At 73.3% G+C, this 22,193-nt stretch carries 19 protein-coding genes, 1 pseudogene and 1 riboswitch; of the genes and pseudogenes, 10 read left to right on the top strand and 10 right to left on the bottom strand.

Going from position 1 to position 22,193, the window contains the following annotated elements; translation table 11 throughout:
• Positions 1 to 3 precede the first annotated feature (3 nt).
• Positions 4 to 1,359, top strand: a complete 1,356-nt coding sequence (locus tag ABZ783_RS09870) for a hypothetical protein (protein ID WP_357435843.1) — start codon at positions 4 to 6, stop codon at positions 1,357 to 1,359.
• A 91-nt stretch (positions 1,360 to 1,450) separates the two neighbouring features.
• On the opposite strand, the gene ABZ783_RS09865 is transcribed toward ABZ783_RS09870, so the two are convergent.
• Positions 1,451 to 2,965 (bottom strand): hypothetical protein, encoded by a 1,515-nt coding sequence (locus tag ABZ783_RS09865; protein WP_357435841.1) that lies wholly within the window; start codon positions 2,963 to 2,965, stop codon positions 1,451 to 1,453.
• Between the two features lie 15 nt (positions 2,966 to 2,980).
• Complete coding sequence (locus ABZ783_RS09860) at positions 2,981 to 3,700, bottom strand: SGNH/GDSL hydrolase family protein (protein WP_357435839.1); 720 nt, start codon at positions 3,698 to 3,700, stop codon at positions 2,981 to 2,983.
• A 107-nt stretch (positions 3,701 to 3,807) separates the two neighbouring features.
• On the opposite strand from ABZ783_RS09860, the gene ABZ783_RS09855 reads away from it, so the two are divergent.
• Positions 3,808 to 4,281, top strand: coding sequence for a TIGR00725 family protein (locus tag ABZ783_RS09855; protein WP_357435837.1), 474 nt, complete (start codon positions 3,808 to 3,810; stop codon positions 4,279 to 4,281).
• A 5-nt stretch (positions 4,282 to 4,286) separates the two neighbouring features.
• Here the strand turns inward: ABZ783_RS09855 and ABZ783_RS09850 are convergent, their stop codons facing one another.
• The 3 genes from ABZ783_RS09850 to ABZ783_RS09840 are packed head-to-tail and all read right to left on the bottom strand — an operon-like array spanning position 4,287 to position 6,726.
• The gene (locus ABZ783_RS09850) at positions 4,287 to 4,964 is read right to left on the bottom strand and encodes an HAD family hydrolase (RefSeq protein ID WP_357435835.1); all 678 of its coding nucleotides are present in this window, start codon (positions 4,962 to 4,964) and stop codon (positions 4,287 to 4,289) included.
• Positions 4,961 to 5,353, bottom strand: coding sequence for an MmcQ/YjbR family DNA-binding protein (locus ABZ783_RS09845; protein ID WP_357435833.1), 393 nt, complete (start codon positions 5,351 to 5,353; stop codon positions 4,961 to 4,963). The genes ABZ783_RS09850 and ABZ783_RS09845 overlap by 4 nt, the downstream gene beginning before the upstream one ends.
• A gap of 17 nt (positions 5,354 to 5,370) precedes the next feature.
• Positions 5,371 to 6,726 carry a BTAD domain-containing putative transcriptional regulator gene (locus tag ABZ783_RS09840; protein WP_357435831.1) on the bottom strand — a complete coding sequence of 452 codons (1,356 nt, stop codon included), beginning with the start codon at positions 6,724 to 6,726 and terminating at the stop codon, positions 5,371 to 5,373.
• Positions 6,727 to 6,891: 165 nt separating this feature from the next.
• Between ABZ783_RS09840 and ABZ783_RS09835 the strand changes: the two genes are divergently transcribed.
• On the top strand, positions 6,892 to 7,419 hold the full coding sequence (locus ABZ783_RS09835; RefSeq protein WP_357435830.1) for a hypothetical protein: 528 nt from the start codon (positions 6,892 to 6,894) through the stop codon (positions 7,417 to 7,419).
• Between the two features lie 25 nt (positions 7,420 to 7,444).
• Here the strand turns inward: ABZ783_RS09835 and ABZ783_RS09830 are convergent, their stop codons facing one another.
• Together ABZ783_RS09830 and ABZ783_RS09825 are read right to left on the bottom strand one after the other, a co-directional pair.
• Positions 7,445 to 8,668, bottom strand: a complete 1,224-nt coding sequence (locus ABZ783_RS09830; RefSeq protein ID WP_357435829.1) for an MFS transporter — start codon at positions 8,666 to 8,668, stop codon at positions 7,445 to 7,447.
• Positions 8,665 to 10,233, bottom strand: a complete 1,569-nt coding sequence (locus ABZ783_RS09825; RefSeq protein ID WP_357435828.1) for an AMP-binding protein — start codon at positions 10,231 to 10,233, stop codon at positions 8,665 to 8,667. The genes ABZ783_RS09830 and ABZ783_RS09825 overlap by 4 nt, the downstream gene beginning before the upstream one ends.
• A gap of 261 nt (positions 10,234 to 10,494) precedes the next feature.
• Here ABZ783_RS09825 and ABZ783_RS09820 point away from each other — a divergent pair, with 261 nt between their 5' ends.
• The 6 genes from ABZ783_RS09820 (at position 10,495) to ABZ783_RS09795 (ending at position 16,944) form a co-directional block, all read left to right on the top strand.
• Complete coding sequence (locus ABZ783_RS09820; protein WP_357435980.1) at positions 10,495 to 11,778, top strand: SGNH/GDSL hydrolase family protein; 1,284 nt, start codon at positions 10,495 to 10,497, stop codon at positions 11,776 to 11,778.
• Positions 11,779 to 11,836: 58 nt separating this feature from the next.
• Positions 11,837 to 13,054 (top strand): cytochrome P450, encoded by a 1,218-nt coding sequence (locus ABZ783_RS09815; protein ID WP_357435826.1) that lies wholly within the window; start codon positions 11,837 to 11,839, stop codon positions 13,052 to 13,054.
• A 9-nt stretch (positions 13,055 to 13,063) separates the two neighbouring features.
• Entirely contained in the window at positions 13,064 to 14,044 is a 981-nt protein-coding gene (locus ABZ783_RS09810; RefSeq protein WP_357435824.1) for an alpha/beta hydrolase, read from the top strand.
• A 199-nt stretch (positions 14,045 to 14,243) separates the two neighbouring features.
• The gene (locus tag ABZ783_RS09805; protein WP_357435978.1) at positions 14,244 to 15,308 is read left to right on the top strand and encodes an alpha-hydroxy acid oxidase; all 1,065 of its coding nucleotides are present in this window, start codon (positions 14,244 to 14,246) and stop codon (positions 15,306 to 15,308) included.
• Between the two features lies 1 nt (position 15,309).
• Entirely contained in the window at positions 15,310 to 16,623 is a 1,314-nt protein-coding gene (locus tag ABZ783_RS09800) for a PLP-dependent aminotransferase family protein (protein ID WP_357435822.1), read from the top strand.
• Between the two features lie 69 nt (positions 16,624 to 16,692).
• Positions 16,693 to 16,944, top strand: a complete 252-nt coding sequence (locus ABZ783_RS09795; protein WP_073836290.1) for a hypothetical protein — start codon at positions 16,693 to 16,695, stop codon at positions 16,942 to 16,944.
• A 179-nt stretch (positions 16,945 to 17,123) separates the two neighbouring features.
• Here ABZ783_RS09795 and ABZ783_RS09790 read toward each other — a convergent pair whose 3' ends face one another.
• The 3 genes from ABZ783_RS09790 to ABZ783_RS09780 form a co-directional block, all read right to left on the bottom strand.
• Entirely contained in the window at positions 17,124 to 18,560 is a 1,437-nt protein-coding gene (locus ABZ783_RS09790; protein ID WP_357435820.1) for a glycine hydroxymethyltransferase, read from the bottom strand.
• A gap of 18 nt (positions 18,561 to 18,578) precedes the next feature.
• Positions 18,579 to 18,667, bottom strand: a riboswitch (ZMP/ZTP riboswitch).
• A 203-nt stretch (positions 18,668 to 18,870) separates the two neighbouring features.
• Positions 18,871 to 19,371 (bottom strand): hemerythrin domain-containing protein, encoded by a 501-nt coding sequence (locus ABZ783_RS09785; protein ID WP_357435819.1) that lies wholly within the window; start codon positions 19,369 to 19,371, stop codon positions 18,871 to 18,873.
• Between the two features lie 117 nt (positions 19,372 to 19,488).
• Positions 19,489 to 21,015, bottom strand: a complete 1,527-nt coding sequence (locus tag ABZ783_RS09780) for a S8 family serine peptidase (RefSeq protein WP_357435817.1) — start codon at positions 21,013 to 21,015, stop codon at positions 19,489 to 19,491.
• A 336-nt stretch (positions 21,016 to 21,351) separates the two neighbouring features.
• Here ABZ783_RS09780 and ABZ783_RS09775 point away from each other — a divergent pair.
• A pseudogene (locus ABZ783_RS09775) lies at positions 21,352 to 22,062 on the top strand (BTAD domain-containing putative transcriptional regulator); the annotation flags it as partial.
• Positions 22,063 to 22,193 lie beyond the last annotated feature (131 nt).

Raw genomic sequence — 22,193 nt, 5'->3', positions numbered from 1 at the left:
CCGATGGACCCGAACTACCCGTGGCCGCCCGCCGAGCAGGCGTGGACCGACCTTCCCGAGTCGACCCGCAGGGCGATGGTGGCCGCCGGCGCCGCCGAATGGGAGCGGATCTACCACGGCCGGGCGACGTACAACAAGCAGTGGCGGCTGGCCCGGCCACCGGTGCTCACCGCCGACGCTTTCCGCGAGCTGAACGAGGTCTGCGACCGGATCGCCCAGCTCATCCTGGAGGCGTGCCAGCGGCGTGCCCGCACCGCCGGCGAGCTGCGCCGGCTACTCGACGTGCCGGCGGGGGAGACCAAGCTGCTCGACGAGGACGAGCCGCTGCACGAGGGGCTGCTCGCCGCGTACCGGCCGGACGTGCTGCTCTCCGGCGGGGTGCCGTGCATCGTGGAGTACAACATCGACAGCAGCCTCGGTGGCGGCTTCGACGCGGACACCGTGATCTACCGGTATGCCGACCTCTACCGCCAGCACGGCCTGCTCGACGGGCTGCCGGCCCGCCCGGCGCCGTCCCTGCTGGACCAGCGGTTCGTGGCGATCCGGGACACCCTCGGGCTGGCCGAGGGGGCCCGGGTGGCGCTGCTGATGGACTTCGACGCCGAGTACCCGGGGCTGGACGACCCGGAGACGTTCGTCCGGATCCTCTCCCCGCTCGCCGACCAGGCCGAGCGGTTCGGCATCGACCTGGTCATCGCCCCGGTCTCCACCGCCACCCTGGACGAGGGGCAGCGACTGGTGGTCGGCGGTGGCCCGGTGGACGCGCTGTTCCGGCTGTTCGTGCCGAACCGGGTCACCCCCAGCGCCGGTCTGGACGCGGTCGCCGGGGCCCTCGCGGCCGGTACCCTGCCGATGTTCGTCAGCACCGCCGCCTGGCTGCTCAGCAACAAGCTGAACTACGCCTGGCTCTGGGCCGACCTGGCGTTGCTGTCGGCGGCCGACCAGGCGCTGATCCGCCGGTACGTCCCGCACACCGTGGCGCTCACGGCCGACCAGTTGGACCGCGCGCTGGCCGAGCAGGCCGACCTGGTGGCGAAGCCGGCCGGCGGCTCGGCCGGGCACGGGGTGCTGATCGGCCGGGAGATGAGCGCGGTGGCCTGGGAGGACGGCGTCCGCGCCGCGATCGACGCGGGCGGCAACATCCTGCAGCGCTACCACGAGGCCGACCGGGTGGCGATGGACTTCGTGCAGGTCGAGACCGGGGAGACGGTCAGCGCCGAGGTGCCCTACAGCCTTGCCCCGTACCTGTTCGGCCGGACCGGCTCCGGCGCCCTGGCCCGGGTCGGCTACCCCGGCTGCGAGCCGGTGCTCAACCTGGCCCGCGGCGTCCTCCTGACCGGCATCCTCCTCACCGACTGAGCCCGCTCCCCACCCGCCCACCTGCGTTGATCAAGAGGTTTGCGGCGTCCGGAGCCTGGCTCTCGACGCGAACTTCTTGATCAACACGGGGTCAGGGGTGGCGCCAGCGGGTGAGGAGGGCGGCGCAGTAGGCATCGACGGCCATCGAGGGCATCGGGCGGCGGCTGCGGTGGACGGCGGACACCGCCTTCGCGACCGTGGGGTCCCAGCGACGTAGTGGCAACCAGCCGGCGACGTGCGCCTCGTGGCGGGCGGTGCCGGGTCGACCGGCGCCGCTGACGTCGCGTCGTACGGTCGGCCGCAGACCGAGGCGGCGCGTGCTGACGTGGTGGGTGAAGGTACGCGCCAGGGCCCGCATGTCGGCCTCCGTGAAGACCTCGGGCAGCCCGGGCGTCAGGCGGTACAGCACGGCGAAGTCGATGTCGAGCAGCGCGTGGGTGACGTCCTCGGCCTTCGGCACGGCATGGAACAGCGGACGGTAGCGGGAGCCGTCGCGGACCGGATCGCCGGTCTTCGCCCAGCCGCCGTAGACCCGGCCGAACGAGGGCCAGTACGGCCAGACGAAGCCGCCGCCCCGGACCGCGAACTGCCGGCGCAGGGTGCGGGCCATGGCGGCCGCCCGGTCGACGTAGTCGCGGTCGCCGGTCGCGGCGGCCAGCTGGATCAGCGCCCGCCCGACGGCGAGGAACTCGTTGGTGGGCAGTTCGGCACCGGCGAACCCGACGGGCTCGTCCGGCAACCAGGCGTAGTAGCCCTCCCCGTCGGCGGAGACCCGCCACTGGTGGTCGTGCACGGCGAGCGCCTCGTGCGCCACGGCGAGATAGTCGTCGGTACGCGCCGTGACGGCGGCCGGCACCAGGTCGGGCTGTTCACGGGCGAGCCGGGCGAGACCGGCGAGCGGATAGGTGATCATCCCGGTCTGCGCCGCCAGGACCACCCGCGCCGGCCGGCACGGGTAGCTGCCCGGCCGGACCCGGCGTGGGTCGGGCGCACCGGTCGCCGCCGCCCCGGCACCCGGCGGCCCGGCGAGCAGGTCCACGGTCACCGGCGCGGCGGCACTGTGCTGCGCGTAGGCCAACCGGTCGGCGCGGCGCGGGTCGGTGGGATCGAGGCTGAGCTCGGCCAGCACGATCGGCGGCCGGTCGCCGCCCGGGGTGACCGTGAGCGCGAACCGGCCGTCCGCGACCGGGGTGACCTGGACGGTCGCCTTCAACCCGTGCGGTGGGAGGTGGTGCACGTGCAGGGCCGGCGCGCCGGTCAGGTCCGGGACCACGGCGGTGGCCACGGTGAACTTGCTGGCGGAACTCCACACCGGCAGGCTCTGGCCGCGGTGGTCCCGCACGCCCCGCAGGTGGTCCCGAGCCGCGATGACCGCGTCCGCCATGCGTACCAGGCGATCAAGGTAGCCGGGGTCGCCGGTGGCCTCCGCCATGAGCAGGTACGCCTGCATCCGCCAGGCGAGCCCCCAGCCGAGCGCGCCGGCGTCGTTGTCCGGCACGACCGGGTCAGCTGACCCCAGGGAGGGAAGGACCGCTTCGACCGCGTCGAACAGCCCGTCGTCGCTGGTGGACGCTGCTCCGCGGGTCGTCGTGAACAGTGGCGGCATCCCGGGATTGTGCCATCACCGGGGTTCGATCTGTGTCCCCTCGGACACGTGGCGTGGCGACGTGGTCAGGTGGGCGGCCAGCACGCGGAGGGTCTCGGCGGTGGCGATGGCGTCGCTGCGGGCGCTGCCGTGCCGGCCGTCGCCGCTGTACAGCGACGGGTCGGCGACGGCCGGGTGGTCGGTGAGGTGCACGTGCAGGGTGCCGAGCCGCTCGGCCAGCCGACCGGTGTGGGTCGACAGTTGCCGCATCCGCTCCCGCAGACCCGCTCGCAGCGCCTCGGGGACGGCGGGGCTGTGCGAGACGTCGAACATGCCGACCGTGATCACACTCGCCCCGGCGTCCTGGAGGGCGGTGATCATCACGGACAGTTCGGCGTCGACCGCGTCCGGGTCGTACCCGGGCCGGAAGGCGTCGTTGCCGCCGCACACCACCAGCGCCAGGTCCGGGCCGAACGCCAGCGCCGACGCCAGCTGGGCCGCCCGCACCTCGTGCGCGCGCAGCCCACGCCGCCCCAGGTTGCGGTAGGCCAGTCCGGGCTGGACCGCGCGCAGCTCGGCGGCGATCCGGTCGGCCCACTGCAGGTCGGAGTAGCCGTCGACCGGCTCGCACAGCCCCTCGGCGACACTGTCGCCCAGCACCACGAACCGCCGCCACGGATGCCCCCGCAGCAGCTCGGCCGCCTCGCCCGAGCGGAGGCACCACGGATCCGTCGCTTCGGTCAACGTCGATCCCACCCCCGCACGCTAACCCACCCGCCCTCGATGCGTCGATCATGAGGTTGGCGGCCCTTCACCCGGCGTGTCGCGCCGCTGACCCCATGACCAACCGCCGCAATGGAGGGATGCGGGTGCAGGTGGCGGTGTGCGGGCCGGCGAAGGCGTCGCCGGGCGAGGAGGCGTGGGCGCGGCGGGTGGGGGAGCTGCTCGCGCAGCACGGGGCCGTCGTGCTCTGCGGCGGGGGAGGCGGGGTGATGGCCGCCGTCGCCGCCGGCGCCCGGTCCCGCGGCGGCCTGGTGGTCGGGGTACGCCCCGACGACGGCACCGACCCGGGTGAGGCCGACGTGTCGGCGGCGGTGGTGACCAACATGGGACAGGCCCGCAACGCGATCCTGGTGTGGAGCGCCGACGCGGTGATCGCCGTCGGCGGCTCGTGGGGCACCCTCAGCGAGGTGGCGCTGGCGATGCGGCGCGGTGTCCCGCTGGCCGTGCTCGGCGGCTGGCAGATCCTCGACCCGGCCGGTGCTCCGCTGCCCGGCCCGCGGCACGTCGACACCCCGGAAAAGGCGGTCGACGTCGCGCTGCGCCGGCCGGGCTGACCAGGTCAGCCGAGCAGCGACAGCAGCTCCTCCGGCCGGCCGGCGGCCAGGTCCGCCGGCTCCGCGGCGTCGTACTGGTGGCCCCAGCCGGCCGCCACGGCCAGCGCGCCGCTGCTCCGGGCGGCCCGCAGGTCGAGCGGCGAGTCACCGACGTACGCGGCACGGTGGGGATCGAGCCCCAGCAGCCGGCAGGCCAGCTCGACGCCGTCCGGGTGCGGCTTGGGCCGCGCGACCTCGTCCCCGCCGAGGACCACCCGGAAGTGGCCGCGCAGGCCGGCCCGGTCGAGCAGGATCTCGGCGGCCCGGTGGCTGGCCCCGGTGAAGAGACCGACCGGCACCCGGCCGGCGACGTCGGCGAGCACGTCCGCGACGCCGGGATAGACGGTGACCTGCCCGGCGAGCGTGGCCAGGTGAGCGTGGTAGGCGGCGAGGTCCGCGTCGGTGGCCGGCCGCCCGATCAGATGCGTCAGCAGCGCGGCCGGCGGACCGAGCGAATACCCCGCGATGATCTCGGCGTCGGACAGCGCCGGCCCGCCGCCGTCCACGATGGCGGCCCGGTACGCCGCCGGCACCACCGCGTGCGACTCGATCAGGGTGCCGTCCATGTCGAAGACGATCCCGTCCACCCGCGCGTGCCCCCGCCGGGTACGTTCCGGCGAGCCGGAACGCGGGGCAGCGCTCACCGGGACTCCGCCCGGTGGGCGGCGGCGAGCCGTTTCGGGGCGCGGGCGTACCACGCCTCGGTGATCAGCTCGGTCAGCTCCGCGACGTCGATCCGGTCCAGGCGGACCAGCACGGCCGGATAACCGTCGAAGTGCGGTGTGGTGAAGTAGACGGTGGGATCATCGGCCAGCAGCGCCTCCTTGGCGCCCAGGTCGGGCACCCGGACGCCGAGGATCGGGCCGTCGGGGGCGGCGTCGCCCAGGGCGTCGAGGTCGGCGCGGCGCAGCGGCCGTTCCCAGACGAAGGACTTGTCCCGGACCCGCCAGGCGGGCAGGTCGTCGTGGCTGCCCCGCTCGGTGGTCTCCGGCAGGGCGAGCGCGATCCGGCGTACGTCATCCCAGGTCGCCATGGGCCGACTCTAGTGGCTCAAGCGATGTGACACAGGGCGCCCGCGCCCGACCGGCCGCACGTGCCGAGGCTGCACCACCGGCGCAGCCCGCTGTCGTCGAGGAACAGCCAGCCGCACGCCGGATCGGGGCAGGTCCGGATGGTGAGCCGGCGTGGGTCGGCGAGGAGTTCCGCAGCGCTCCAGGCGACCGCGTGCACCGGAAGCCGCAGCCCGGCCCGCAGGTCCGGCCACCATCGGCCGCGGCCGTCCACCCCGCGTCGGAACACCTGCACCTGGGCGGCCGCCTCGGCGTGGCGGGCCACCGCGTCGAAGGCGCGGTAATCGTCCGGGGTGGTCAGGCAGGCGTACAACCGGGCGCGCAACGTCCGAGCCTCGTCGAGCACGGCGGCGGCGTCGCGGGGATCCCGCCGGGCCAGTTCGATGAGCCGGGCCACCGCGACGTCGTCGACCAGCCCGACGTGACCGGCCCACACCGCCAGGGTGCGGTAGCCGCGCAGCCACTCGGCGCCGGGCAGTGGCGCCGGGTGCTGCCAGCCGGCGAAGGTGTTGCAGAATTCGAGCGCCGGGTGCCCGCCGACGCTCCATGGCAGGCTCTCACCGCGTACCCGTACCTCGTACATTCGGCGGCCCGGGCGGTCGAGCCGGTGGTCCGCGCGGAGGATCCGCCGGTGCACCTCGCGCAGCCTCGTCCCGGGATCGACGCCGAGGTTCTCCACCAGGGCGTGCCAGGTGGTCTGGTAGAGGGTCAGCGCCTCGGCCTGCCGGCCACCCTGGTACAGCGCGGTCATCAGGGTGCCGACGAGCTGTTCCCGGGTCGGGTGCCGGGCGACCAGCGGGGCCAGCTCGGCGGCCACCCGGGCGTGCTGGCCGAGCGCGAGCTGGGCCTCGGCCCGCAGTTCGACACCGGTGAGGCGGAGCTCCTCCAGCGGCCCGTGCAGCCGCTCGCGCAGCTCGTCGTCGGCGGTGTCGGCGAGCAGCGGGCCGCGCCAGAGGGCCAGCGCCCGATCGAGCAGGGACAGCCGCTCGGCCGGGTCGGTGGCGTCGCTGGCCCGGTAGCTGAGGCGGCTGAACTCGTTGATGTCGATCTGATACCCGTCGGCCTCCACCAGGTAGCCGTCGCGTCGGCTGCCGATCGTGACCCGGTACGGCACGAGGGCGGCGCGGAGCCGCCCGACGTACGTGTGCACGACGCCCCGGGCCGAGGCCGGCGGCTGGCCGTTCCAGAGCAGGTCGATGAGCCGGTCGGTGCGCACCAGGCGGCCCGGGTCGAGCAGCAGGAGGGCGAGGAGGCAGCGCTCCTGCCGCCGGTTGCTGAGCGCGACCGGTTCGCCGTCCTGGTAGGCCTCGAACGGGCCGAGCAGTCGGAACTCCATGTCAGGTTGACCGCCTGGCACCCGCCTCAGGTTGTCGTCTCCAACGAGCGGGTGCTCGCACCCGGAGTTCGATCACGGCGCGCGGGTGACGGACCGCGTGGTGAGGATCTGGTGAGCGGCGTCGGCGAGCCTGGGTCCTGATCGTGCGTCAAGAATGGAGTGATCATGCGTCGGATGTTCAACCTCGGGGCCGCCCTCGTCGTAGGCGCCCTGGTGGCCACGGTGTCCACCACTCCGGCCGGGGCGGCCGGGAACGGGGGCGGGCACGGCTGGGTGCCGGCTCCGCAGCAGCCGTTCGACCAGCCTGCCGGTGCCCGGTGCGACTTCCCGATCCACGTCGAGGCCGTGGTGGACGAGGTCCGCAAGAAGGTGCTGGCGGAGTTCCCGGACGGTTCGCCGCGTCGGGAGCTGTACCAGGGCGCGCTGCTGACCAAGGTGACGAACACCGCGACCGGGGTCAGCACCCTGCTGGACGCGGGCGGCATGGCGATGGTCGAGTACGCCACGGACGGCTCGACGACCTGGTACGTGACCGGGCCGGTGCTGTTCGGTTTCGGCGAGAACGGAGGCAACCTGCCGCGCGGCGCGTGGCTCATCGACGGGCAGTTCGTCGTCGAGTTCTCCCCGACGAACTTCAAGACCCTCACCATGGTGCATGGCACGACCCACAACGTCTGCACGGACCTGGACTGACGTCGGGGTGGTGGCACGGCCCGGCTCAGGCCGGGGTGGACATCGCCGGCTCCGCCGCCGGGCGGTCGGCGCGCGACCGGGTCAGCAGCAGCGGCCCCACGGTCAGCACCAGACAGGCCACCGCCATCACCAGCAGCGCCGGGGCCAACTCGAGGGCCGCCACCGACCAACCGCCGAGCAGCGCCCCCACCGGCAGGCCCAGGAAGGCCACCGACCCGGAGATGCCCAGCACCCGGGTCTGCAGCGGCGCCGGCACCCGCTCGTACAGGGCCGCGCCGAGCAGCGGGTTCACCGCCGCGATCGCCACCCCGGACAGGAACGTCACGGTGAGCACCACCACCAGTTCGTCGCTGAGGGCGAGCGCCAGCAGCCGGGGTGCGCCGCTGAGCGCCAGCCCCAGCGCGAAGGTCGACCGGCGGGGCAACCGCGTGCCGGCCAGCGTGAACAGCAGGTTGCCCAGCAGCGCCCCGCCCGAGAACACGCCGAGCACCAGGCCGAAGCCGGCCGGGTCGCCGAGCACCCGGTCCACCCAGAGCGGGATCCACACCGCGACGCTGGCGTTGGCGAACATGTTCGACGCCGAGACCACCACCAGCATGGTCAGCAGCGTCCGGTCGGTGCGCAGGTAGCCGAAGCCGCCGCGCAGCGCCCGCAGGTAGCTCTCCCGGGGCGCCGGCTCCGCCGGGGCGGGTGGCCGGACCAGCACCCCGATGAGCAGCGCGCAGACCGCGAAGGTGGCCGCGTCGATCCAGATCGCCCGGGTCACTCCCACCCAGTCGATCAGCAGCCCGCCGAGCACCGCCCCGAACAGCGTCATGCCCCGGGCCAGGCCGTCGTAGGCGGAGGTGAGCCGGATCAGCGGCACACCGGCGCGCTCGGCGGCGGGCTTGAACAGCACATGCTTGACCCGGTCGCCGATGCCGCGCAGCCCACCGGCCACCGCGACCAGCGCCAGCAGCGCCCCGAACCCCAGCCAGGGAGCCAGCGCCACCACCGCCATCGCCGCCGCGCTCGCGGCGTCGACCGTGACGGCGGTACGCCGCACCCCGAACCGGTCCGCCCACGGGGTCGCGAGGGCGCTGGAGAGCATGTACGGCAGGGTCTCCGCCGCCGCGACCAGACCCATCCGGGTCGGGCTGCCGGTGGTCTCCAGCACCAGCCAGGGAATGGCCACCACCGAGATCCGGGTGCCCAGGTTGGACAGCAGATCCGCGCCGACCAGGGTGTACAGCTCCCGACGCGGGGTCACGCCGGGCTGCCGATCACCGTGCCCACCGCGTCCGTGTCGGTCGGATGGGCGGCGGCGTACCGGGCGCGCAGGGCCCGCTTGTCCACCTTGGCGGAGCGGTTCAGCGGCAGCGCGTCGACGAACTCCACCGCGCCGGGCGCCCAGGTCTCGCTCAGCTCACGGGTGACCAGCGCGATCAGGTCGCCCCCGGTCACCGTCGCCCCCGGCGCGGGCACCACGTACGCGTACGGCAGCTCACCGGCCACCGGGTCCGGTACGCCGATGACGGCGGCGGCGCGTACCTCGGGGTGGGCGGCGAGCACGTCCTCGATCGGGCGGGAGTAGATCGGCCAGCTTCGCTGCCGGGTGAGGATCCGGTCCTGGAGCCGGTCGACCAGGTAGAGGTAGCCGTCGGTGTCGAGGTGGCCGATGTCGCGGGTCCGTACCCAGCCGTCGACCAGCGTCTCGGCGGTCAGTTCGGGCTGGCCGTGGTAGCCGGCGAAACTGAGCTTGGTGCGTACCCACACCTCGCCGTCTTCGCCGGGCGGCAGCACCCGGCCGTCGGGGTCCCGGATCTCCACCGCCACGTCCCCGTACGGCCGGCCGCAGGAGCGCAGCCGCTCCGGGTGTTCCGGGTCGTCGGTCAGCCCGGGCAGGGCACAGATCACCACGGCCTCGCTCAGCCCGTACACGATGCGCAGGCACGGGCCGAAGCGCGCGATCGCCTGGCGCAGCCGGGCCGGCGCGGCGGGCCCGGCGCCCACGTTGAACATGAACATGGCGGAGAAGTCGGCGCCGTCCAGCGCCGGATGGTCGAGCACCTCGTAGAGCATCGGCGGGGTGACGAAGGTGGAGGTGAGCCGCTCGGCGTCCACGGTCCGGATGAACGCCTCCGGGTCCCACCGCTCGCGCAGGAACAGCACCCCGCCGGTGAACAGGTTGAACAGCGTGGTGATCTGGCCGCTGGCCAGCCACATCGGCGAGTGCGACAGGTGCCGCAGCAGCGGGAAGCCGGCCGCCCGGAAGTCGGCGGCCAGGGCGAGGACCTGCCGGTAGAAGCTCTCCCGGTGGTGCACCAGCTTCGGCGTGCCGGTGGTGCCGCTGGTCTGCAGGAACGACTCCGGCGCGGGCACCTTGGCGGGCAGTTCCACCGGCTCGCCGCCCGCGGTGAGGTCCGGCCCGGCGCCGTCCGGCCCGAGGCAGAGCACCGGTACGCCGGCCAGCCCGGCGGCGATCTCCGCGCCGACCGGGTCGCGGGGGTCGTGGATGAAGGCGTCGGGGCGGGCCAGCGCGACGAACTCGTCGACCTCCCGCCGCGAGGTCACCGGGGCGATCCACATGCTCCGGCAGCCGAGCAGGTGCAGCGCCAGTTGCAGCAGCGGCCCCTCCACCGGGTTGCCGAGCATCACCAGCACCGCGTCGCCGGGGCGTACGCCGTGCCGCAGCAGCGCGCCGGCCAGGCCCCGCACCTCGGCGGCGACCTCGGCATAGGTCAGCCGGCGATCTCCGCCGACGAGCGCCTCCCGGTCGCCGAACCGGGCGAACAGCTCCAGTGCCTCGTGCACGTAGTTCGGCTGATCAGTCATCGCAGCGCCCCCAGGTGACAGGGTCGGCGACCGCACCGCCGCCGGGTTCGAGCCTAGGCACGCCGGGTCGGGACAGGACAGAGCCGAACGGCGTCGGCCGGCACCCGGCGGACATTCGATCATGTCGATCAGGTTGATTGACGCTCGTCATCATCGACAGCTAGTTTCCGGTCCATCGCCCGGGCCGTGTCGCCGACTCGTGCCACGCCCGGGGCTGCCAACGATGGAGGATCAATGCCGACCCCGAAGAGATGGCACGTCATAGCTTTCGCCGCAACGATGCTGATCGCCGGCACCCCGGCCGTCACCGCCAGCGCCGGCCCCGCCGACAACGACGGCGCCCTGCCGGGGCGTACCGAGTGGGCGGGCAGCTGGGCCGCCGCGGTGACCCGCGGCAACACCGTCGGCCTGACCAACACCGGCCTGAACAACCAGAGCATCCGGATGACCCTGCAGACCACCGTCGGCGGTGACCGGCTCCGGGTCCGGCTGACCAACCTCTACGGCGAGCAGGCCGTGCAGGTCGGGCATGCCACCGTCGCCCGGCCCGACACCACCACCCCCGACGACCTGTCCGACATCGACCCGGCCAGCGTCCACCCGCTGACCTTCGACGGCGCCGCGTCGGCCACCATCCACAAGGGCGCCGAGCTGCTCAGCGACCCCCTGGCCTTCCCGGTGACGGAGCAGGAGGACCTGGTCGTCACCCTCTACTTCCCGGTGCTCACCGGCCCGGTCACCTTCCACGGGCAGTCCCGGGTCACCAACTTCATCGGCGCCGGCGACCTCACCACCGCGGCCGCCGGCACCGGCTTCACCATCCGGCCCAACTGCTGCTGGATGTTCCTGTCCGGCATCGACGTGGAACGCCGGCTCAGCCCCGGCGCGGTGGTCGTGCTCGGCGACTCCATCGGCGACGGCAACGGCAGCACGGCCAACACCGACCGGCGCTGGCCGGACCTGCTCGCCAAGCGGCTCATCGACGCCCGCCCCGAGGTACGCACCCCGGGCGTGCTGAACCTGAGCCTGTCCGGCAACCGGCTCAACCACGAGGGCACCGAGCCCGGCGCGGGCGGCTTCCCCGGCTACTACGAGCTCGGCCCCAACGCGCTGGCCCGGCTCAACGAGGACGTCTTCCCGCAGACCGGGGTGCGGACCCTGATCACCCACCTGGGCATCAACGACATCTGGATGAACGGCGACAGCGCGGAGCGCATCATCGCCTCGCTGCGGCAGATCAACCGGCAGGCCCAGGCCCGCGGCCTGACCAGCCTGGTCGGCACCATCACCCCGTACGAGGGCAACGGCGGCCCCGGGGTGTGGACGCCGGAGAAGGAGACCACCCGGCAGGCGGTGAACAGCTGGCTGCGCGGCACGGGCGCGACCGAGTTCGACGGGGTGCTCGACTTCGACGCGGTGCTGCGCGACCCGGAGCACCCCGCGCGGCTGCTGCCGGCGTACGACGCCGGGGACCACATCCACCCGAACGACACCGGGGCCCAGGCGATGGCGGAGGCCGTACCGCTGCGGCTGCTCGGGCTGTGACACCGGCGGGGCGGCGTGGACAGCACGCCGCCCTCGCCGCCGATCCTGGGGAGGAACGATGGATGTCGACGAGATCCTGACCGGCCTGTACAGCGAGCCGGGCCGGCAGGACCCCTATCCGTGGTACGCGGCCCTGCACGAGCACGGGCCGATCAGCGCCATCCCGACCCGCGCCGAGCACAGCACCGTCACCGCCGTCGCCGGTGGGTACGACCTGGTCGACCAGGTGCTGCGCGACCCCGAGTGGTACAAGGGCAGCCCGCCGGGCTGGCAGGAGCAGGAGATCCTGCGTACCTTCCTCACCTCGATGATGTTCATCAACCCGCCGGACCACACCCGGATGCGGGCCGTCTTCGCGAAGACGTTCACCCCGCGCCGGCTGGGCGCGCTGGAGCCGGTGATCGTCCGGGTCGTCGAGGAGCGGCTGGACCGGCTGGCCGAGGCTGGCGCCGACGGGGGCGAGGTCGACTTCGTCGCCGACTTCGCGTACCCGGTCCCGGCGCTGGTGATGGCCGAGTTCATCGGCCTGCCCGAGGCCGACCTGGCCTGGTACCGGCAGCGGGTCGACTGGATCGACGAGTACATGGACGTCGCCGGCAAGACCCCGGAACGGCTGGCCCGGGCCAACCAGGCCGCCGACGAACTGCGCGCGTACTACCGGGACCTGATCGCCCACCGGCGTCGGCAGCCCGGCGAGGACCTGATCAGCGGGCTGGTCGAGGTGCTGGACGCGGGCGGCGTCGAGCTGACCGAGGAAGAGCTGATCAGCAACCTGATCGTGCTGTTCAACGCCAGCTTCGTCACCACCGTCTACATGTTCAGCAACGGCCTGCCGCTGCTGCTGGGCCACCCCGACGTGGTCGCCGCGCTGCCCGGCGACGACGCGCTGGCCCGGGGCTGCGTGGACGAGGTCCTGCGGATGGAGAGCCCGGTGCACTTCCTGGCCCGCTCCGCGCCGCGCGACACCGAGCTGGGCGGCGTACCGGTCGAACGGGACGAGAACGTGCTGCTGCTGATCGCTGCGGCCAACCGCGACCCGTCCCGTTTCCCCGACCCGGACCGCTTCGACCCGCACCGCGCCGGCCCGCCGTCGCTCGCCTTCGGGGTGGGACTGCACTTCTGCCTCGGCTCGGCGGTGTCCCGGCTGGAGGGGCGGCTCGCCCTGCCTCGGCTCTTCGCCCGCTTCCCCCGCCTGACGATCACCCAGCCCTTCACGTACAGCGGCAGCCTGTTCCTGCGCGGCATCGACAAGCTCTTCGTCACCACCGGCAACTAGGAGGACGTGATGGCGCTCGATCCGCAGGTGGTCGCGTACCGGGCCGAACGGGCGGCCGCCGGCACCGCACCGCTCTACACGCAGAGCCTGGCCGAGGCCCGCGCGGCCGACCTCGCCGCGATCCGCGCCGGCGCCGGCGCGGTCGAGCCGGTCCACGAGGTACGCGACACGCACCTCCCCGGCCCGGACGGGCCGCTCCCGGTGCGCATCCACCGGCCGGCCGGCGACGGCCCGCTGCCCACGCTGGTCTACTTCTTCGGCGGTGGCTGGACGCTCGGCAGCGTGGACACCGCCGACGGGATCTGCCGCCGGCTGGCCAACGCCACGCCCTGCCAGACGGTGACCGTCGGCTACCGGCTGGCCCCCGAGCACCGCTTCCCGGCCGCGGTGGAGGACTGCTACGCGGCGCTGCGCCGGCTGGCCGGGCACGCCGACGAGTACCGGGTCGACCCGGACCGGCTCGCGGTGGGCGGGGACAGCGCCGGCGGCAACCTCGCCGCCGCGGTCACCCTGCTGGCCCGCGCGGACGGCGGCCCCCGGCTCGCCGCCCAGCTGCTGGTCTACCCGAACACCGACCAGCGGCCCGGTGCCGGGCCGGCCGGCGACGAGGACGCGCTGCTGTTCAACCGGCACTCGGTCGACTGGTACCGGCGGCACTACCTGGCCGACCCGGCCGACGCGGCCCACCCGCTCGCCTCGCCGCTGCTCGCCGAGGACCTGTCCGGCCTGCCGCCGGCGTTGGTGATCACCGCGGAACACGACCCGCTGTGCGACGAGGGGGAGCGGTACGCCGGGCGGCTGCGGGACGCCGGCGTGCCCACCGACCTGACCCGTTACGCCGGCATGATCCACGGATTCTTCGCCATGCCCGGCGTGTTCGACGCGGGTCGCCGGGCGCAGGAGCAGGCGGCCGCCTTCCTGCGGGACCGCTTCCGGCTGGGGGTCGCGTCGGCGGCCGGGTCGATTGCGGGTGGGTCGGACCGTGGCTGAGCCGACCGACGAGCTGGTGCTCGGATGCCAGCCGGCGCCGGCCGGGCCGGACGGATCCGCGCCGGCAGCCCCGTCCGGCGGCGGGCCGGCCGCCCCGGACGCGACCGCCCCGGCCGGACCGGCCGCCGCGGACCCGGTCGCCCCGGCTGGACCGGCCGCCGGCGCCTCGACCGCTGCCGGGTTCGTCCCGCCGGCCAGCCTGGCCGGCTTCGCCGAGCTGGCCCGGGCCGTGCTGCCCGGCGACGTGTGGGACTTCGTGGCCGGCGGCAGCGGCGCCGAGACGACCCTCGCCGCCAACCGGGCCGCCCTGGACCGGGTGGCGGTGCTGCCCCGGGTGCTGACCGGGGTGGACCGCCCGCGCACCGAGGCGGCGCTGCCCGGCGGCACCTACGCCCTGCCGGTGGCGGTCGCGCCGATGGCGTACCAGAGGCTGCTGCACCCGGACGGGGAGCTCGGCCTGGCCGCCGCCGCCCGGACCGCCGGCGTGCCGTACGTGGCGAGCACTCTCGGCAGCACGCCGATCGAGGAGATCACCGCGGCCGGTGGCAGCGTCTGGTTCCAGCTCTACTGGCTGCGTGACCGGGGCCTGGTGGCCGACCTGCTGGACCGGGCCCACGCCGCCGGCTGCGCCGCCCTGATGGTCACCGTCGACGTGCCGGTGCTCGGCCGGCGGCTGCGCGACGTCCGCAACGGCTTCGCCCTGCCGCCGCAGGTCACCGCGGCGAACCTGCCCGGTGGCCGCGACGACCTGGCCCACCAGGGCACCCCCGGGGTGTCCGCCGTCGCGGTGCACACCGGCGCGGTCTTCGCCCCGGCGCTGAGCTGGGCCGACCTGGCCTGGCTGCGGGAGCGTACCCGGCTGCCGTTGCTGGTGAAGGGTGTCCTGGACCCGCGCGACGCGGTCCGCGCCGCCGAGGCCGGTGCCGACGCCGTGGTGGTCTCCAACCACGGCGGGCGGCAGTTCGACGGCGCCCCCGCCACCGCGACCGTGCTGCCCGAGGTGGTCGCGGCGGTGGCGGACCGCTGCGCCGTGCTGCTGGACAGCGGCGTGCGCAGCGGCACCGACGTGCTGCGCGCCCTCGCCCTCGGCGCGGCCGGCGTGCTGGTCGGCCGACCGCTGCTCTGGGCCCTGGCGACCGGCGGCCGGGCCGGCGCCGAGGCCGCGCTGGCGCTGCTCGCCGCCGAGCTGCGCGACGCGCTCACCCTGACCGGCTGTGCCGACCCGGCGGCGGCCCGGCACCTGCGCACCCTGACCGGAGGTTGACGTGGAGCCGGTGGACCTGACCGTCGCGGCCCTGCACCGCAGTGTCGACGACCCCGCGCTGAACTCGATGAACTTCCTCAACGAGGTGGCGCAGCACTACCCGGACGCGGTCTCGCTCGCCGCCGGTCGGCCCTACGAGGAGTTCTTCGACTCCGCCGTGCTGCACCGGCACCTGGACACCTTCCGCCGGCACCTCGCCGACGACCTCGGGCTGAGCCCCGCCCAGGTCGACCGCACCCTGCTCCAGTACGGCCGGACCAAGGGCATCGTGCACCACCTGATCGCCCGTAACCTGGCCGTCGACGAGCAGATCACCGTCGACCCGGAGACGATCGTGGTGACGGTCGGTTGCCAGGAGGCGATGTTCCTGGTGCTGCGGGCGCTGCGGGCCGGACCGGAGGACATGCTGCTCGCCGTCGCCCCCACGTACGTCGGGCTGACCGGTGCGGCCCGCCTGGTCGACCTGCCGGTGCGCCCGGTCGCCGGCGGCCCGGACGGAATCGACCTGGCCGACCTGCGCGCGCAACTGCGCCGGGCCCGGGCCGAGGGGCTGCGCCCGCGCGCCTGCTACGTGATGCCCGACTTCGCCAATCCGTCCGGGGTCAGCATGGACGTAGCGCAGCGGCGGCGGCTGCTCGACCTCGCCGTCGACGAGGAGTTGCTGCTCATCGAGGACAACCCGTACGGCCTCTTCCCGGCCGGGGGCACCGAGCGGCGGCCGACGCTCAAGGCCCTGGACGGCCGGCGCCGGGTGGTCTACCTCGGCTCGTTCGCCAAGACCGTGCTGCCCGGCGCCCGGGTCGGGTACGTGGTCGCCGACCAGCGCGTCGCCGGCTCCGACGGGACCGTCGGCCCGCTCGCCGACCAGCTCGCCAAGATCAAGAGCATGATCACCGTGAACACCTCGCCGATCGCCCAGGCGGTGATCGGCGGGGCGCTGCTGGCCCACGACTGCTCATTGGTCGCGGCGAACGCGCGGGAGCGGGCCGCGTACGCCCGCAACCTGCGGCACCTGGTCGACGGGCTGGCCCGCCGCTTCCCCTCCGGCGGCCCGGTGCGCTGGAACGTGCCGGCCGGCGGCTTCTTCGTGGTGGTGACCGTGCCCTTCGGCGTGGACGATGCGCTGCTGCACCGCTCGGCCCGCGAGTACGGCGTGCTCTGGACCCCGATGGCCCACTTCTACGACGACGGAGCGACGGTGAACGCGCTGCGGCTGTCGGTGAGCGCGGTCACCCCGGACCAGATCGACCTGGGCCTGGACCGGCTCGCCGCCCTGGTCACCGACGAACTGGCCGCGCTGGCCGCCCCGGCTTGACAGCACAGGGTCGCCGGTCCGCCACCCCCCGTGCGTCCGGTGCTGGAAGTGACCGTAGATAATGGACGGATGGTTGCCTGGGAGTACGCGTTGCTGGTCCGTCGCTATCAGGGGCAGGGCCGGAATTTCCACGTCACGTTCGTCTGGTACGCGCCGGACGGGTCGCGCACCGACGTGACGGCGTACGGGGACACCGCCATCGGGCACCTCAACCGGGTCGGCCGGGAAGGCTGGGAGCTGGTCTCCGCCGCCGAGGACGTGAACAACGTCCAGGGCAGCACCGAGGTGCACCGCTACCACCTCAAGCGCCCCCTCCGCTGACCGAGCCCTGCCCACCGGCCCACCCGCCCCACGGACCCGCCCCGTTGATCATGAGGTTCGCAGCGGAGAGAGCGTTTTCCGCTGCCGCTAACCTCATGATCAACGGGTGGTCCAGCCGGATGTGCCGACGCCCCGCGCGGCCGGAGGCCGGGCGGGGCGTCGGGAGCGGGGGCGGTCGGTCAGGCGAGGTTGATGGCGGGGTAGAGGGGGAAGGGGGCGAGCAGTTCGCTGGCCTGCTTGCTCACCTTGTCCGCCAGGGCCGCGTCGAGCACGTACTTTGCCTTGGACGGGGTGCCGTCCGGGTTCGCACCCGGGGTGGTCTGGGTGAGCACGGTGTGGATCAGCTCGGCGGTGGCGTCCATCTCGGCGGTGCCGAGGCCCCGGGTGGTCAGCGCCGGGGTGCCGATCCGGATGCCCGAGGTGTACCAGGCGCCGTTCGGGTCCTGCGGCACGGCGTTGCGGTTGGTGACGATGCCCGAGTCCAGCAGCGCCTGCTCGGCCTGCCGGCCGGTGAGGCCGTACCCGGAGACGTCGATCAGCACCAGGTGGTTGTCGGTGCCGCCGGTGACCAGCTTCGCGCCCCGGCGCAGCAGCCCCTCGGCGAGCGCCTGGGCGTTGGCGACGATGCGCTGCGCGTAGTCGGCGAACTCGGGGCGGCGGGCCTCGGCCAGCGCGACCGCCTTGGCGGCCATCACGTGCGGCAGCGGGCCGCCGAGCACCATCGGGCAGCCGCGGTCGACCTGGTCGGCCAGCTCCGGGCCGCAGAGCACCATGCCGCCGCGCGGGCCGCGCAGCGACTTGTGGGTGGTGGTGGTGACGATGTGCGCGTGCGGCACCGGGTCGAAGTCGCCGGTGAAGACCTTGCCCGCGACCAGGCCGGCGAAGTGCGCCATGTCGACCATGAAGGTGGCGCCGACCTCGTCGGCGATCTCCCGCATGATCCGGAAGTTGACCTTCCGGGGGTACGCCGAGTAGCCGGCGACCAGGATCAGAGGCTTGAACTCCCGCGCCGCCTCGGCGACCTTGTCGTAGTCGACCAGCCCAGTGGCCGGGTCGGTGCCGTAGCTGCGCTGGTCGAACATCTTGCCGGAGATGTTCGGCCGGAAGCCGTGGGTCAGGTGCCCGCCGGCGTCCAGCGACATGCCGAGCATCCGCTGGTTGCCCAGCTCCCGGCGCAGCGCGAACCAGTCCGCCTCGGTCAGCTCGTTGACCTGGCGTACCTGGGCCTTCTTCAGGGCCGGGGACTCCACGCGGTCGGCCAGGATCGCCCAGAAGGCGACCAGGTTGGCGTCGATGCCGGAGTGCGGCTGCACGTACGCGTGGGCCGCACCGAACAGCTCCCGGGCGTGCTCGGCGGCGAGTGCCTCGACGGTGTCCACGTTCTGGCAGCCCGCGTAGAAGCGGCGGCCGACGGTGCCCTCGGCGTATTTGTCGCTGAACCAGTTGCCCATGGCCAGCAGGGTGGCGGGGGAGGCGTAGTTCTCGCTGGCGATGAGCTTGAGCGACTCGCGCTGGTCGGCCAGCTCCGCCCCGATGGCGTCCGCCACCCGCGGCTCGACGGCGCGGATCACCTCCAGCGCGCTGCGGAAGGCGGTGGATTCGGCGTTCAGCGACATGCGACCTCCTGATGACGTGCGGAAGGCCCAGGCGCTCGGCGTGCGTCCTCGTGACGGGACCGCTCCCCGATGGTGCTCCATCCCACGCGCCAGTCACGGCCCGCGCCGATCCTACCGGGTCCGCCCGGGCCGGCCCGGTCCACCTCCGGCCGCTCGGGCAGTTCGTGCCGGCCAGCACCGGCCGGCAGCCGAGATCGGCGTTCACCCTGGCGGGCCGGGGTGGGGCTGGACGCTGGCTGCCCTTCGTCGCGGGCGGGGCGATCATGACGCGGGACCCGGCCCACCGGTCCCGCGTGGCGTCGGGGGTCGCTCAGGCCGTCACCGCGTCCAGTGACTTCTTGAGCGCCTTCGGGGCGGTGGGGGTCTTCGGCGCCTTCGGGCGCAGTTCGATCATGCGCGCGCCGATCTCCTGCAGCTGGTTCCGCCCGAGCGCCGCGCGCACCTTCGGGAACCACTCTTCCTCTTCCTCCTGGACGTGGTGCAGGACGTTCTCGATCAGCACCGTCGTCTTGGCGGTGTACCGCTCGTCCTCGGCATCCATGGAGAAGAGCTCGAAGCAGAGCACGTCCGCCACGTGGTGCTCCTCGTACGACTCGAGGATGTCGTCCTCGACGTCGGGCACCAGCTTGCGGACCTCCGGGTACATCACCTCGTTCTCCAGGTAGGTGTGCACGGTCAGCGCCTCGATGATCTGCCGGACCAGCTGCTGCCGTTCGCTCGCCGGCCCCTCCTCGGCGTCCTGGAACGCCTTGAACAGGCGGCGCATCTCCTTGTGGTCCTCTTTCAGCCGGACGATGGCATCGGTGGACACCGGGTGACCTCCTCGAGTCGGCGGATGCCGCCCCCGGTACCCCCGCCCGGAACAGCGCAAACAGCAGGACGGGGCCCGGCGTGGGAACGCCGGACCCCGTCGCTGGTGGTGCGGGTGTTACTTGACCACGTTGAACGCGTCGACCATGCCGGCGCCGTAGAACCCGTTCCGCGCACCGCCGGAGCAGTACGACGGGCCGATGTTGTGCGGCCACGTGGCCGGCGGAATCGGCACCGGCCAGTTCGGCACCGGGTCGTAGACGCCCGCCGGGCAGGACTGCGCCACCGCCGTACGCTCCAGGAACGCGGACAGCTGGCCCGGGGTCATGCCCGGGTGCGCCGACAGCGCCAGCGCCGCGACACCGGTGGCGTGCGGGCCGGACATCGAGGTGCCCTGCTTGTAACCCCACCCGTTGACCATGTTGCCCTGGGCGTTCAGTCGTCCAACGGTCGACAGAATGGTATCGGTGGAGGTGGAGCGGGCACCCTGGGTGCGGAACCGGCTGTCACCACCCGGGGCCGTCACATCGACCACGCCCTGGCCGTACGACGAGTAGTAGCTCTTCTGCCCGGTCGGGCCCACCGCCGAGACGGTGACCACGCCGGGCGCCTCGGCCGGCAGGTCAAGGCAGGCGCTGTTGAGATCCACGCGAGGCGTGGGATCCTGCCCCTCCGGCAGGTTGTTCGGGCTGTCGTAGTCGGTGTTCTTGTGGGCCAGGTCGTAGTTCGAGTTGCCCGCGGACGCGATGTTGAGCACGCCCTTGGACTGCGAGTAGCGGATGGCCCGCTGCACGGCCTGCCATACCGGGCGCTGGCGTGCGTCGTTGCGGCAGTTCAGCTCCCACGGGTCGATGAAGTAGCTGTTGTTGGTCAGCTGCATCCCGTGGTCGGCGGCCCACATGAACCCGCAGACCGCAGCCTCGGGGAAGATGGAGCCGCCGTTGTCGACGACCTTGACCGCCGCCACCTTCACCCCCGGCGCGATGCCGGTCACGCCGACGCCGTTGACGGCGGCGGCGATGGTGCCGGCCACGTGCGTGCCGTGGTCGGAGTTGGTCGGGTTCCAGGCCGCCTCGGTGGTGTCGGTGACACCGCCGATGCAGGACACGCTCTTGTCCTTGGCGATCTGGCTGGCCAGGTCGGGGTGGCTGCTGGAGATACCGCTGTCCAGCACGCCCACCACGACGTTGGAGTTGCCGCTGTTGACGGCGTGGGCCTGCGGGACGTGGATCATGTCCATGTCCCACTGCTGGCCGTACATCGGCTCCTTGGTCGGGTCGCCGGTGGCGTTGGCGACCTCTTCCGCGGAGACCTCGATGGTCTCGCCCTCGTCGAGGGCGGTGCCCAGGCCGGCGGTGGACGCGACCGACTCGACGCCCGCGCCCGCCACCTGGGTGGCGAAGTCGGGGTTGGTCGAGCGGACGACGAGCACGCCGATCTGGTCGTAGCTGGCCACGACGGTGCCCTTGGCGGCCGCCACGCGGGCGGCGGCCTTGTCGGTCTTGCCGCCCTGTGGGGCGAGGACCAGGAACGTGGTGTCCGGTCCGGCTGCGGCCGCCGGTGCCAGCCCGCCGGTGGTGGCGAGGCCGACGCCGAGCGCCACGACGGACGCTGCGGCCAGTGTCTTGCGACGAAGGTTCTTCACACAGACTCCCAGAGGGCCGATCCAGCCGAGCCCCACTGCCTGGCGGACAGGGGGTCGGCGGAAAACGAGCAGGCTGCTCGCTTTCGAGGGATCAGCGTAGGGAGTTGCTGTGGTGTTACACACAGCCGAACGGACGAACAACAACCGTCAGACGGTGACCCATGAGTGGGACTCGATCGCCGCGTCAACCCTGGTGAGCTGCGCCCTTGCCCACGCATCCAAGAACTCCTACAGTTACGGCCGCGAATTGCTGATGTTGCTAAGCGTGACGGGGGACGCCATGCTCGAGCTGCACACTCTCCTGCCAACTCACCTTCCTGCCCGATTCCACCGCTCATGAGGTTCCGGCTTCTGGGACCGCTCACCGTAGGCTCAGAGGACAGCCCGCTCGACATCCGCGGCAACCGGTTGCGTGCGGTGCTTGCGCTGCTGCTGATCAACAGCGGCGCGGTGGTTCCGATGGACGACATCATCAAGGCGGTCTGGGGCGAGGCTCCGCCACGGACCGTGCGGACCCAGGTGCAGGTGCAGATCTCGGCGCTGCGGGCCCTGTTCCAGAGCATCGAGGGTGTCAAGATAAGCACCCATCCGGCCGGCTACTCGCTGCACGCGTCGCCTGGCGAGATCGACGTTCTGGTCTTCGACCAGCTCGTGCAGCGCGGTCGGGCGTTGAGCGCGGGCCGCCAGCTCGACGCGGCCGCGGCACTGTTCCGCGAAGCGCTCAAGCTGTACCACGGGCCGCCGTTGTGCAACGTCGATGCGCCGTTCGCTCAGCTCGCCGGGGTCCGCCTGCAGGAGCGGCGGCTGGACGTGCTCGGTGAGTTGTTCGGGCTGGAGCTGCGCCTCGGGCGGCACCAGGAAATCGTTCCGACGTTGACCGAGCTGGTCGCTGAGCATCCGTTGCGGGAGACGTTCTGGCGGCATCTGGTGGTGGCACTGCACGGTGCGGGCCGCCGGGGCGAGGCGATCGCCACCTACCACCAGGTTCGCCGGCTCCTTCGCGAGGAGCTCGGTTTGGACCCGGGCCGGGAACTGGTGGCGGCCTACCGCGACCTGCTGGAGGAAGAGCCGACCGCGCCGTCAACGGTCGACGGGGAAGCGCTGGCGGCGACGCTGGAGTGTCTGCGGCTGACCGAACAGTTGTTGCGGGACGTACGTCGCCAGCTTGAGGCGCTGAG

Source organism: Micromonospora sp. NPDC047738, from assembly GCF_040642675.1.
In the GTDB taxonomy this organism is placed as follows: domain Bacteria; phylum Actinomycetota; class Actinomycetes; order Mycobacteriales; family Micromonosporaceae; genus Micromonospora.
This window is presented reverse-complemented; position numbering and strand designations above follow the sequence as displayed.